Source organism: Methylobacterium sp. J-070 (assembly GCF_022829385.1).
GTDB lineage: Bacteria > Pseudomonadota > Alphaproteobacteria > Rhizobiales > Beijerinckiaceae > Methylobacterium.
Genome location: NZ_JAKSXX010000132.1, coordinates 1 through 13,386, shown reverse-complemented (window position 1 = coordinate 13,386; position 13,386 = coordinate 1). Strand labels below are relative to the sequence as shown.

Here is a 13,386-nt window from a genome sequence, read left to right as displayed (position 1 = left end):
CGCGAGGGCGGATGGCAGCGTCCAGGACGTGGACGGTGCGGAAGCGGGCGGGGAGACGGCCGGGCGATTGGCGCGCCCCCGGTGGATGGAGGCATGCGCGACCGCGCCGGCATCGATCCGCCCCCGCGCCGAGGTCGGCTGACTGATGATGCTTGCCGTCTGCTCGGTATCGCGGTCGGGCATCCGCGCCCGGGAGACCGGGGTCACCGCACGTGATCGCCGGAGCGATCGCGCATGCCGTGCCGGTCCAGGGTTCAGGATCAGCGCCGTCGTACCACCGACGCTGGGGAGCGTCGTGACGGAGTTCGCCCGATCCACTACAGAGGGCGCAGGATCAGGGCCAAGCGTCGCCACGCGACTTGGCTGGCTCGAAACGGCGACCGACTGCGCTGAACGAACGGTTATTTCGGCTGTCGCTGGGATCTTTGCTGAGTGGGGTGGTAGGACCATCGTAGGCACCGGATCGGCCGGAAGAGCCCGCGTCGCCTCCGCCGCAACTCGATCTCGCGGGGGTTGCAGCCCGTCCGGCCCGAGCGTCACCACGACCGATGGTGGAGCCGCTATCGCGATGTCCTGGCGCTCGGTGCGCTCATTCCAGACGGGCGGCCGCTCGTGCGTCAGGCGCGCTTCGTCGACGGGCGCGCGTCCGATCAAGGGCAGGCGCGGGTTGGCGCGGGGCGGCAGGAAGAGTGGCTGCTCGGCCGTATCTGCAGAGTTCGGATCCAGGAAGGTGCGTGGTCCGTCCGAAGGCGGTGAGACATCCGGGTCATCTTTGGTCAATAACGGCCCTGTCAGGTGCGGGACCTCGGCCCACGACGGAAAGACCGCGGGAGGCGGAGCTTCGGCGGGCACGACAGATCCCGTGCGACGCGGAGAGGTCAGCGAAATCCAGCTACTGCCGGGAGCAAGCCATGCTGCGCCCGTGGCAAAGAGCGCAAGGGTAGAAAAGCAGGAAATCGAGATCGTGACCCATGATGATAGGGGATCACCGCGCCGAGCGACCGTGAGGGGCCGGGCCACGCCGATGGGCTGCAGGTCACCCACTGCAATCGGGCCACGCCGTATCATTCTCTGAGAACTGGTCTGGACGAGTAATAGTTCAAGGTCGCAGTAAATTAGATTCTTCGATAGTCGATCACGGTTAAAATCGCGCTTGTGGTGACTGAAGGATCGGGGTCTTCGAATGGTTCGGCGCGACGCGTTGGGCGACAGCCGACGAAGCCCTCTGGCATCGTTCGCGTACGTCGTACCGTCCAGCCGCAGACCCTCACCGCATGGCTTGGTCGCCTCTACCGCCCGCGAGAATTCTCGTTCGGTCTGATCGGTCGAGTTTGCTCCCTGCAGCTCGGCAGCTCGTTGAAAGATGCGTCCCGCGGTAGGGCAGGCGATGGCGAGAGCTGAGGACACGTGACGTCACTCAGAACGGGTCGCAGATGCGGAATGCGGATTGAGGCTCGGAACCGCCTGCGCGCTGGCGCGTCTACCAGATACGCATAGGATACCTTCAGCCCGCCCGGCCCAGCGCCGCGGCGGGCTTCTTTTCGATGGCCATCGTGCTAGGACGACTCAGGATGCTCGTGCCTTGGCGGGTCCGGGCATCCACACAACCTTGGCCCGCCCGGTTCGCCGGCGCGGGCTTCTTCTTGCGCCGCGCTCGGCTCCTGCAGCGACATCGTGCAAAACCGCGGGCGGCAGATGGCGAAGGCGGATGGAGGATGAGTGCCGCTCCTTCGCTGTAGCTGCCTACTTTGGGCAAGCGTGAGAGCGGGCCGAATTTACAGCCCGTTCGAAAGTTTCAGCTCTGGAAATCGAACAGTAGGGCTGAGGCATTGGTGCTGTTACCGTTCGTGGTGCCGCTTACCCCGTAGCCCATGCCGCTCGAATGGCTGCTCTGAAGCTGCTGGATGAAGGTGGCAAGTAGGTCGTTTGTCGAGGTCGTGCCAGATGCGGAGCCCGACGCACTGGACGTTGATTGGCTCGAACTGCCATCGGAGCTGGAAACTCCCGGCGGCGGACCAGGCGGGGGACCCGGAGGCGGCCCGCCGGCTCCAGAGATGCCGTCGGCTTCCGATGTGGCGTCAGAACTCTGTGTGCTATGTCCGTGACTAGCGAACAAGTTCTTCAGCTCGTTGGCCTGGTCGCTCGTTAGGGTGCCGTTGCTGACCTGGTCGGTAATCAGGCTGTCGATCCGGCTCTTCATTGAAGAGGGGTCGAGCTTGGAATTCGTTGTGCTGGAATTGCTGAATGTTGTTGACATGCTATCCGACGAAAGGCCCGATTGGATCGAGCTCAGGGCACTGGTCAGCGCGGTGGCGTCAGTACTGCTAATCGCGCCGGACGAAAGCTCGCTGCTTATCGTCGAGGTCATACGGTCTTGACCGGAGCCTTGGCGCGGCGGAGGCGGCGGGCGCTGTACATAGAGCTGTGATGTCGTGGTGGATGAGACGGTCGACATAATCGCACTCAGAGTACGGCACTGCCGGAGGCGCCCGGCCGCGGGCCCGTGTGCAATTTACCCACGCGATTCTTAAAACAGAGTTTCGTTGTCGTGACCTGACCGGCTGGCTTTGGACCGGGCTGATTGAGAGGATCAGCCAGGACCGAAGGTGACGGACATGCGGCAAGGTCAGAAGACGAGTGCGGAGCAGGTCGTGCTGAACCTGCTTCAGATCGAGGTACACACGGCGCCAGGTAAAAACATCGCCGTCGCTTGTAAGGAAGCGGATATCTTGGAGCAGAGCTACTACCGCTGGCGCAAGGAGTACGGCGGTCTGAAGCTCGATCAGGCCGAGAGGATGAAGGGTCTGAGCGCGGCCATAGCAGCCCTGACCGCCTTCCTCGGCGGCGGCGTCATCCTCAGCGTCCTGAAGGATGAAGTGCCGAGCGAGCGACAGAGCCGGTTCTGGGCCTTCGCGCTTGGAGCGGCGGCGTATTCCGCCCTGGTCCTGTCGCTCTGAGCCATCCCCTCGGGGAGAGGGCACGGCTCATGCAGAGTTCGATGGTCGCCGACCAGCATGACCGGACGACGGGACTTGACCCACGGGGATGACCATGAGGATCAAGACGGGGTACACCATCGGCTACGATACGTTCAAGCCGATGCCGATCATCTACCAACTCGACGTCCATCCGTCGCGGGCCCACGACCTGCTGAGCTCGGATGCGATGCAAGTCGATCCACCGGTTCCGATGCGGAAGTACACCGACGGGTTCGGTAACACCTGCGTGAGGCTGCTTTCGCCCGGCGGTCGGGTCACCGTTTCGGCCGACTTCCTGATCCACGACAGCGGCGAGCCCGACGCCTACGCGCCTGATGCCCGGCAGATCGCCGTCCAGGACTTGCCGGACGACGTGCTCGTTTATCTGCTGGGCTCGCGCTACTGCGACACCGACAAGCTCGCCGGTACCGCGTGGTCGTTGTTCGGCGGGGCGCCCGAAGGCTGGGCTCGGGTCGCGGCCATCGTGGAATGGGCACACGAGCGCATACGGTTCGACTACCAGCTCGCCGATGCGACACGGTCCGCGTTCGACGGCTACACCCAACGCGTTGGCGTCTGCCGCGACTTCGCCCACCTCGCGGTGACGCTGTGCCGGTGCATGAACATCCCGGCGCGGTACTGCACCGGCTACCTCGGCGACATCGGGGTGCCCGTGGACCCCAACCCGATGGATTTCTCGGCGTGGTTCGAAGTTTATCTCGAAGGCCCCGAAGGTCGGCGCTGTTATACCTTCGACGCCCGCCACGACGCTAGACGGATCGGCCGCATCGTCATAGCCCGCGGGCGCGACGCGACGGACGTCGCCATCTCGACCAGCTTCGGTACGGCCCTGCTGGCGCGGTTCGACGTGCACACCGTCGAAGTCGCCGACGACTTCGTTCTGCCGCCGCACGACTGACGGCAGGCGTTCCGGCCGTCAGTCGTCCATACCTCGAAGTGGTTGTCTATTACGGACGGCCACCCCGTTTCCGTGCCTCGGACGCTGCCGTTCGGAGGGGTGATCCATGGCCGACATGAACGCATATAGAGCGGTTGACCCCACCGCGGTCATCGCAACTCGTCAACCCTTGCTGACAACGACGATGAGCGGAAGTGTGTTCGCAGCGCGGCCTTTGCCGCGGTCCTTGGCCTACCTGCCTCGACGGCCGCCGTCGTGGCCCGTCTCCGCTTCCTATCCTGACCGGTCCCCTTCGGGCGGACCTTGGACGAAGGCCAGGAAGGAAGCCCAGACCCGTAGGTCCGGGCTTGCGCCCTGCGGTGGTTGGGCGATGACCTCGACGATGCGGCCGCTGCCGCGCTCGACCAGGACGGTATGCCCGTTCACGACGGTGTAGCGTGTTCCGCAGGCACCATACTCCTCCGGGACGTCGTAGTAGCTCACGCCCGCCGACGGCAAAACGGTACCGACACGGATGTCGCCGTCTTAGGCGTAGGGAGTCCGGCGTTCGCCGCGGACGTAGTTGCGGAAGCGCGGGCGGTCGTCGATGCCGAGGATACCATTGACGGTGCCTGTGGCTGCGCCGATGGCGCCGCCGACGATGGCGCCGATGGGTCCACGGGCCGCACGGCCATCATCGGTACCCTCCTGCGCGCCGCGCACCAAGCCCTGCAACTGGGGGGGCGATGGGCATGGCCAACACCAGGGAGGCGGCGATGAGGGTATTCGTCTGCATGGTGGCGATCCCGTCCCCGCCGTCGGCGACCGTCCTTCGGGAGGGCCGTGGATGCGATGTCACGCCGTAAGCGCTTTCCGGTCGGACCAACCAATGGGGAGGGGATGCAGTCGGACTTAGGTCCGAAACGACCGACCGAGGCATGGATCACGATCTCGGCAGCCGCACGCATCCCCTCCTGACGAATACGAGGCCTGAGGACCCTATTGCCCCAAGTCCGCTCGGTTTCCGGTGCATGAAGCGATCGGCATCCACTGGAACTCCCATGGTTCATACCGGCTACGACCCCGCCCTCGTGGCACTCTCCGTCGCCATCGCGGTGTTCGCCTCGTATACGGCGCTCGACCTCGGCGCCCGTGTTCGCGGGGCTTCGACCGGCCTGCGCTGGGCCTGGGTCGCCGCGGCCTCCGTGGCGATGGGGGGCGGGATCTGGGCGATGCACTTCGTCGGCATGCTCGCCTTCGAGATGGGCATGCCCGTCGCCTACGACCTGGGCATCACGGTCGTCTCGCTCCTGGTCGCCGTCGTCGCCACGGGTGGGGCCTTCGCCTGGGTTAGCCGCAAGGGGGCCGGCCCTCGCGACGTCCTCGTCAGCGGCCCGCTGATGGGCGCCGGGGTCGCCGGAATGCACTATGCCGGGATGGCGGCGATGCGGGTGCCGGGAAACCTCGCCTACAGCCTGCCCGTCGTCGCCGCCTCTGTCGCCATCGCGGTCGTCGCGGCGACCGCCGCGCTGTGGCTGACCTTCCGGCAAAACGACGTCTGGCAGAAGCTGGTCGCCGCGGGCGTGATGGGCCTGGCCGTCGCAGGGATGCACTATACCGGCATGGCCGCGGCGACCTTCACCGCGGAGGATGCCAGGGCGCACTCCGCCCACGCCGGCGGCGTCGGCCTGGGCCAGCAGCACCTTGCCCTCTACGTCGCGGGCGCGACCTTCATGATCCTGTTCATGGCTATCGTCGCATCTTCGTTCGACCAGCAGCGGGTGCAACGCCACCTGCATGCCAGCGAGGGCCGCTTCCGGGCCGCCGCCGAGGCGGTCGGCGACATCATCTGGACGGCCGACGCGCGGGGCGCCATGACGGGCCCCCAGCCATACTGGCAGGCCTACACCGGCCAGTCCGAGGCCGAGTGCCAGGGCGTGGGCTGGGCCGAGGCCGTACACCCCGACGATGTCGAGCCGACCAAGGCGGCGTGGCGTGAGGCCGTCGCCGCGGACCGAGGCTACGAGCTCCGCCACCGCGTGCGGAACCAGGACGGGGAATACCGCCTATTCGCGGTCAAGGGACGGCCGGTGCGCAACCCTGACGGGGCGATCCGCGAGTGGGTCGGCGTCCACGCCGACATCACTGAGCGCGAGGCGTACGAGACGGCGCTGAAAGAAGCCCGCGACGCCGCGGAGGAGCACAGCCGGGCTAAGAGCCGGTTCCTGGCAAACATGAGTCACGAGCTCCGGACGCCGCTGTCGGCCGTGATCGGCTACTCCGAGATGCTGGAGGAGGAGGCCGAGGAGCTCGGCCAGGACAGCCTCCTCAAGGACCTCGGGAAGATCAAGTCGAACGCCCAGCACCTCCTCGGCCTGATCAACGACGTGCTCGACTTGTCGAAGGTCGAGGCCGAGAAGATGGAACTCTTCCCAGAAGACATCGACGTCGCCGCCTTCGTCGCGGACGCTGCGGGCACCGTCGATGCGCTGGTCGCCAAGAAGGGTAACCTTCTCGTCTTGGACGTAGCCGATGACGTCGGCCGGGCCCGCACTGACGCGATTAAGCTGCGGCAGTGCGTTTTCAACCTGCTGTCGAACGCGGCCAAGTTCACCGAGGGCGGCACCATCACGCTGAGAGCCACCCGCAAGGTCGACGCGGTCGGCGACTGGCTCAGATTCACGGTGCAGGACACCGGCATCGGCATGAATCCCGAGCAGGTCGGGCGGCTGTTCGAGCGGTTCACCCAAGCCGACGAGAGCACCACGCGCAACTATGGCGGTACCGGCCTCGGTCTGGCGCTGAGCCGCGCCTTCGCCCAGTTGCTCGGCGGCGACATCACGGTCGACAGCGTCGAGGGCAGGGGAACGAGCTTCACCCTGCGCGTCCCGGCCCTGGCGCCGGAGCAGGCCGTCGAGGCGGCACCGGCGGTTCCCGAGAACCAGGTTACGGTGGGCGACCTCGTGCTGGTCATCGACGACGAGGCCAACCAACGCGAGCTGATGACCCGGTTCCTCGAACGCCAACGTTTTGCCGTGCGCACGGCCGGCGACGGAAGAGCAGGCCTCGACCTCGCTAAATCGCTCAAGCCACGTGCGATCCTACTCGACGTGATGATGCCGGAGATGGACGGCTGGTCGGTGCTGGCCGCCCTGAAGGTCAATCCGGAGACCGCCGCCATCCCCGTGGTCATGGTAAGCTTCGTCGCCGACGCGGCCCTCAGCGCCTCCCTAGGGGCGGTCGAGGCGGTACCCAAGCCGGTGGACTGGACGCGGCTCCGCACGATCCTGGACCATTTCCGGGCGGCCGACGGCGACGTGCTCGTGGTCGACGACGACGCCGACATGCGCCATCGCCTCCGGACGGTGCTGGAGCGCAACGGCTGGAGCGTGCGCGAGGCCGGGAACGGCTGCGAGGCGCTCGACCAGGTCCGGCACGGCGTGCCACGCCTCGTGCTGCTCGATCTGACCATGCCGGTCATGGACGGGTTCTCGTTTCTCGACCGGCTCCGGGACCTGCCCGGCTGCGCCGAGGTCCCAGTGGTGGTGCTGAGTGCTCGGGACATCACGGCGGTGGAACGCGAGCGCCTGTCCGAGGCCGACCAAATCCTGCGCAAGGGCGACACCAGCCTGCAAGACATCGCCACCCAGCTGCGCAAGCTCGACAACCGTCAGACGGACGCCGGGGATGCTACCCCGACGGGGGCCTTGGCGGGAATCCCATAAGCTCCAACCCGTAGTAGGGCATGTGATCCGACCCGCACGACGGCGGAGGTGCCGATCCCTCGGCCGGTGAAGCGTCGGACGGTCGCGACGACAGGTTTGCCCGGAGGGGGATGGATGGAACATGGTTTGGCGACGGCCGTCCTCTGCATCGTGGGCGGTGGCATCGCCGCCCAGGTACTCGCCGCGCGCCTGCGCATCCCCGCCATCGTGCTGCTGCTCGCGCTCGGGTTCCTTGTCGGACCCGTGCTCGGCTTGCTGCACCCGTCCCGCGACTTCGGGGAGAACTTGCGCCCCTTGATCGGCTTGGCGGTGGCCATCGTGGTGTTCGAGGGTGGCCTCGCGCTCGACTTCCGCGAACTCAGGGCCTCTGGAGAAGGTGTTCTCCGGCTCACCGCCTTCGCGCTGCCCATCAACTTCGTCCTCGGCACCCTCGCGGCGCACCTCATCGGCGGGATGATGTGGGGCCCCGCGTCGGTGTTCGGCGCCATCCTCGTCGTCACCGGGCCGACCGTAATCCTGCCGCTGCTGCGCCACGCCTGCCTGGAGCGCCGGTCCGCCGCCTTCCTGAAGTGGGAGGCCATCGTCAACGACCCGGTCGGGGCCATCCTCACGGCGGTCGTCATCGAGATCCTGGTGGGCGTGCCGCACGGTGCCGGCGAGACCCCGGCGGTCGCACTGGCGCTCCACCTCGCCGAGGGCGTGCTCGTGGCGGGTGGCCTCGGCGTTGGCTTCGCCCTCTTGGTGGCCTGGGCGTTCCGGCGGGATCTCGTCCCGGAGACGCTCAAGACGCCGGTGCTGCTCGCGCTCGCGCTCGTCGCCTATGTCGTCCCGAACCTTCTCATGCACGAGGCCGGGCTGATCGGGGCGACCGTGTTCGGGATCGCGCTGGCGAACCGCCACGTGCCGGGCCTGGGCGAGTTGCGCCGGTTCAAAGAGGCGCTTGTCGTGCTTCTGGTGTCATGCCTGTTCGTCGTGTTGACCGCCGACCTCGACCTCGGCGTCCTCGGCAAGTTGTCCCTGCCCATCCTCGCTCTCACGGCCGCCGTCCTGTTCACGGTCCGCCCGGCCGCCATCTGGCTCGCGACGCTTGGCAGCGACCTGTCGCGGCGGGAGCGGCTGTTCGTGGGCTGGATCGGCCCACGCGGCATCGTCGCGGCCGCCGTCGCCGGTTTGGCCGGTCCCCGTCTGAGCGAGGCGGGCTACGCCGGCGGCGACCTCATCCAGCCCACCGTATTCGCGGTCATTGTGGCCACGGTCATCCTTCATGGCTTCTCGCTGGGACCGCTGGCCCGGCGACTGGGCCTGTCCACCGCGGCCGAAACCCAACGGCTCGCCGTCGTCGGCGCGTCCCCATGGGCGAGCGACATGGTCATCGCTCTGCATCGCGCGGGCGTGCCGGTGGTGCTGATCGACACCTATCCCGGCGCGCTCCAGGCCGCCCGTGACGCGGGTGTGCCAACGCTGCAGGCCGAGCTCCTGTCGCGGCATGCCGAGGAAGGCTTGGCCGACCACCCCCCGGACCATATGCTCGCCGCGACCCGGGACGAGCTCTACAACGCGCTGGTGTGCACTCGGTTGGCCCCCGAGATCGGCCGCGAGCGCGTCTACCAACTCGCGCCGTCGGCGGACCACTTCCTGCACGAGGACACGGGCGTTAGCCGGGATACCCGCGGCAAGGTTCTCGGCGACGGCAAGTTCGACTTCGATGCCCTGGCCGGGCGGCACGAGGCCGGCTGGCGATTCGAAGTCGTCCCCGCGAACACGGGGTCGCAGACCGACGCGGTCGCCCTGCTGATCATCAAGACGGATGGTGCGGTCGAACTCCTCTCGGTCGACAACGAGCGTGCGTCCCCCGACGAGGGTGACCGCATGCTTGCCTTCGCCGCGCCGAATATTCCTCGCCTCGACATCGCGGAAGAAGAGTCTCCGGTGCACGCCTGACGAGCGCTATCCGAATAGCGTTCAGGCTAAACGGGTTCACTCTCGGGTCGGAGGGCCATTGCCGAGGTTCTGCATGTAGCCGAACCTCGCTCAGTAGGTCAGGGTCGCCCGCAAGCCGACGACCGTGGCGTTCTTAATCCGTCGCCCGAGCGCGTCGCGCGGGTCGGGGATGTTGCCCCCCGGATGGAAAACGTACTGCAGGTTCGGCTGCACTGTCACGCCCGGGCCAAGGACCGCCTGGTACGTAGCCTCGACCAGCGCCTCGAACCGCCGCCGGGGCATCGCGGTGCCCGTCTCCAGGATAGTGTCGCGGTCTGCGCCCCGGGTCGACTGCGAGATGCGTGCGTACGACACCGCCACGCCCGCCGTGTCGTTCGACCGACCCGGCAGCAGCCCGCGGTAGCCGATGCCCGCGTCGAGGTAGAGGTCAATCAGGTTGCGGTCGCCCGGCGACGTCACTGCCCGTACGAACGCGCTGGCGCCCTGCCCGGTGTCGTCCGGCTCGCGGTACACGGTCTGGTCGATGATCCCGTACAGGCCGTCGTTGCCGCGGAAGCGCCGGGCGACGCCGGTCGTCGAAGGGTCGGCGAGCGAGCGACCCGTGCTGTCGATCCGCAGCGAATCGAACCGGCCGAAATGATGCCAGCCCCCGACCGTGACCGTCCCGGGCTCGTCCAGGATCTGGCCGGACCCAGCCCGCTCCTCGATGTTGTACGCGTAGGCAGCCTCCGCAATCAGGAACGGCGGGTCCGACAGCCGGAAGTTCGTCCCCGTCCGATCGCGGCGTTGCGGGTCCGGGTCGTTCCACGCCTGCGCCGGCCCCGCCGGGTCGCCGTCGAACAATCCCACTTGGAACGAGAGGTTGGGGGTCGGGAGATATTTCGCCCGAACGGCCGGCGCGCCGAACGGGTAGGCGGGGCCGCCGCTCGGAAGGTTCGTGCCCGCGATGGTCGGCCAGCCGAAGGTCGAGTTGATGAACAAGGTCGCGGTCTGGCTGACGAGGAACTCGGTGTCGGCCGCGATCTGCCCGAGCTTGACCGACAATCGGCTGTCGAGGAGCTGCTGCTCGACCCACAACTCGTACAAGCGGGTGGACGGCAGCGCCTCCAGTTCGCTGACTACGGCGAGGTCGTTGACGGCGGCCCCGGACAATCCGGCGCCATTGATCTGGTAGGCCTCGACCCGGAACGCGACGCCGTGCCAGCCAGCGAGGCGGTCGAGGTCGGCGTCGAGCTGCATGTCGAGCCGCCCTAGGACCGTCGCGGTCCGGCGCGTGCCGCCGCTGGTGTCGCCGAGGATGTCGGTGATGGCATTGAAGCTGAGGACGACCCCGCGATCGGACAGGAAGCGACGCAGGCCGGTCGGGTCCGCCGCGTCGCCCAGCGTCGCCTGGATCGAGGTCGTGGCCACCGCCGACGGCTTGCCGGATACCTCGGGCTGGGCGACCGAGGTGCGCGGGTCGCCGCCCGCGCCGGTGTTCGCGGACTGAGCGACCGCTACGATGGGTACGAAGCCCAGGGACAGGGCGACGGCGAAGGCGACACGGGACGCTCGCGCGTTCCTGGCGTGCCCCCGCCGCGCGAGTTCGGCCGAGGGGCTGGACATCTTGCCCACCGTTCGGAAGCGCCGTGTCGCTTCGATGTCCACTGGGGCGCCCATGCCGCTCGTCGGTCGCCCTCGATTCAGGTACGGGGGTCACCATACGGGCGGAGCGCCACCGCTCAAAGTTTCCAGGGTCACGTCGGCCTCCTCTCACCGGGCTGATCATCGAATGGATCACCCATGAAGCCGTTGGACCCACCGGTGGACGCCAGCGCCGCGCTCTCGACCACGACGGGCATGGCGGGACCAACCTGGTCGGGCGAGCCCCTATGGGCCATGGCGTTCGACGCGGATGGGCGGGGGCGGTCCGTCGCGGCGGCGGAGGCGGCGAGGGACATCGACGCGTTCGGCGGCGGGTTCCTATGGCCGCACTACGACCTGGAAGCGGTGGATCTCGCGGGGCCGGCGGGCAGAGGCAGGTTCGGTCCCACCCGCCTCGCCACGGCAGTGTTCGCGCCCGACGAGCACCAGCGTGTCACGGTCGAGGCTGACCACGTAGGGGGCGTCGTCGCCGACCTCGCGCACCCAGGCGCGAAACCTGCCCCAGCGGGCAGGCTTCACTTCGTCATGGGACCGCGCAGCCTCGTCAGCGGCCGCCGCGGACCGGCGGAGAGCCCGGACGCCACCCGCGCCGCGGTCGAGAGCGGAGACACCGTCTCCTCGCCGACATTGCTCCTTGAGACTCTCGTCGGTCACGTCGTTGCGGCGATGGCCACCACCGGGCAAAGACTCTCCGACGCGCTCGACGGCATCGAGGATCACATCCTCGACGGACGGACTCGCAACGACCGCCGAAGGCTCGGGCCGGTCCGCCGCAACGCGGTGCGCCTGCATCGGCAGATCACCGGCCTTGCCGCCGTCTTCCACCGGCTGGAGGCGGACGGGGCCACGGACGACGTGCACGGGCCGGCGGTCGCGGCGGCGGCCCGCTTGGCTCAACGCCTAGACGCCCTCGACCGCGACATGACCCTGCAGGCGGAGCGCGCACGGCTGTTGCAAGAGGAGGTGTCCGAACGCATCGCCGAGGCGACCAACCGGCAGCTCTACGTCCTGTCAGTGCTGTCGGCGCTGTTCCTGCCCCCGACCTTCGTAACTGGCCTGTTCGGGATGAACGTGAAGGGGCTGCCCTTGGGCGACGATCCGCACGGTTTCCTCGCCGTGTGCGGCCTCAGCCTGGCATCAGCCGTCCTGGCCTTCGTGGTAATCCGCCTGCTCGGCATCCGACCGCCGCGGGCTTGAGGGCTGCGGCGTTCACCAGCCCGGATGGCGTTGCCGGTCACACGGGTTATCTCAGATTCGATTTCTGGTTTCCCCGCGGACAGGTGTTTTACTCGGCGAAGCGTCCAATCGGACCAACATCAGTTCTCGAAGCGGCGCTGATGTGAATGGCCTGACATGACAGCTGTCTCGATGAATGTCCGCTATAGAGGAGCTGCCGAGGCAATTGAATGACCGGAATGGGCGGATTTTGTTGAAAAACTTGCTGTCGGCCTGGATCGAGGTTTGATGGGGGCTTGGCTGAGGGCCTCCCCCAGCCGATCAGGCTAGGCTCGGCTGCCCCAGCGGGATCAGCTTGGCCAGCTTGCGTAGGTTCTGAGCGGCGGCTGCGAGGTGGAATTCGTCCCGGGCTCCATCCGGCCCCCGCAACCGAAGCCGATCCAGCTTCAGGATCCGCTTGAGGTGGGCAAACAGCATCTCGACCTTCTTGCGCTCCCGCCGCGCGGTACGGCCCGCCTCCGAGGCGCAGATGTCGCGCGCCCTCTGCCGGGCGCCCTCGTGGATCGAGCGTGGGATCTTGCGGGCGGATGCGTTGGGGCAGCATCGTGGCTTCAGCGCGCAGGCATCGCAGTCGTGCTTGCTCGCGCGATAGCGCAGCATCCCGTCTGCGTCGACGAGCGGGGGCGGTGACCTGTAGACCTTCTGACGTTGCCGCAGGTGCTTGCCGGCCGGGCAGGTGTAGGCGTCAGAGCCAGGGTCGTAGGTGAAGGCTGATCGGCTGAAGGTGCCGTCGCGGCGCTCAGACTTGTCGAAGACGAGGATGTGCGGCTCGATGCCTTGCTCGTGGACGAGCCAGCCCAGCATCGCGGCCGATCCGTAACCCCTGTCGCCGGCGAGCCGTGCCGGGTAGAGGTCGAAGCGCTCGCGCGAGCGCACGATCATGCGCTTGGCGGCTGTGACCTCGGCCTGCCGGATCGCGGTGGTCGGCTCGACGTCCACGATGACCGCGTGGTCGAGGTCGATC

General features: G+C 67.6%; 8 protein-coding genes and 2 pseudogenes. 5 read left to right on the top strand and 5 right to left on the bottom strand.

What is annotated here, in order from left to right; genetic code table 11:
- Positions 1-183 (bottom strand): hypothetical protein (locus tag MKL01_RS13235; RefSeq protein WP_243905685.1); only part of this gene is annotated, 183 nt, incomplete at its 3' end.
- A gap of 1,612 nt (positions 184-1,795) precedes the next feature.
- Complete coding sequence (locus MKL01_RS13230) at positions 1,796-2,368, bottom strand: hypothetical protein (RefSeq protein ID WP_243905684.1); 573 nt, start codon at positions 2,366-2,368, stop codon at positions 1,796-1,798.
- A 247-nt stretch (positions 2,369-2,615) separates the two neighbouring features.
- Here MKL01_RS13230 and MKL01_RS36205 point away from each other — a divergent pair.
- A pseudogene (locus MKL01_RS36205) lies at positions 2,616-2,828 on the top strand (transposase); the annotation flags it as partial.
- A gap of 223 nt (positions 2,829-3,051) precedes the next feature.
- A complete protein-coding gene (locus MKL01_RS13220; protein ID WP_243905683.1) occupies positions 3,052-3,897 on the top strand; it encodes a transglutaminase-like domain-containing protein in 846 nt (281 codons plus the stop codon).
- A gap of 369 nt (positions 3,898-4,266) precedes the next feature.
- Here MKL01_RS13220 and MKL01_RS13215 read toward each other — a convergent pair.
- A pseudogene (locus MKL01_RS13215) lies at positions 4,267-4,672 on the bottom strand (DUF1236 domain-containing protein); the annotation flags it as partial.
- 265 nt (positions 4,673-4,937) lie between these two features.
- On the opposite strand from MKL01_RS13215, the gene MKL01_RS13210 reads away from it, so the two are divergent.
- Positions 4,938-7,601, top strand: coding sequence for an MHYT domain-containing protein (locus MKL01_RS13210; RefSeq protein ID WP_243905682.1), 2,664 nt, complete (start codon positions 4,938-4,940; stop codon positions 7,599-7,601).
- Positions 7,602-7,667: 66 nt separating this feature from the next.
- Positions 7,668-9,542 carry a cation:proton antiporter gene (locus MKL01_RS13205; RefSeq protein ID WP_243905681.1) on the top strand — a complete coding sequence of 625 codons (1,875 nt, stop codon included), beginning with the start codon at positions 7,668-7,670 and terminating at the stop codon, positions 9,540-9,542.
- A gap of 90 nt (positions 9,543-9,632) precedes the next feature.
- Here MKL01_RS13205 and MKL01_RS13200 read toward each other — a convergent pair whose 3' ends face one another.
- Entirely contained in the window at positions 9,633-11,147 is a 1,515-nt protein-coding gene (locus MKL01_RS13200; protein WP_243905680.1) for a carbohydrate porin, read from the bottom strand.
- Between the two features lie 177 nt (positions 11,148-11,324).
- Here MKL01_RS13200 and MKL01_RS13195 point away from each other — a divergent pair, with 177 nt between their 5' ends.
- Entirely contained in the window at positions 11,325-12,383 is a 1,059-nt protein-coding gene (locus tag MKL01_RS13195) for a CorA family divalent cation transporter (RefSeq protein WP_243905679.1), read from the top strand.
- Between the two features lie 300 nt (positions 12,384-12,683).
- Here the strand turns inward: MKL01_RS13195 and MKL01_RS13190 are convergent.
- On the bottom strand, positions 12,684-13,386 hold a 703-nt coding region (locus MKL01_RS13190; protein ID WP_243905678.1), incomplete at its 5' end, for a transposase.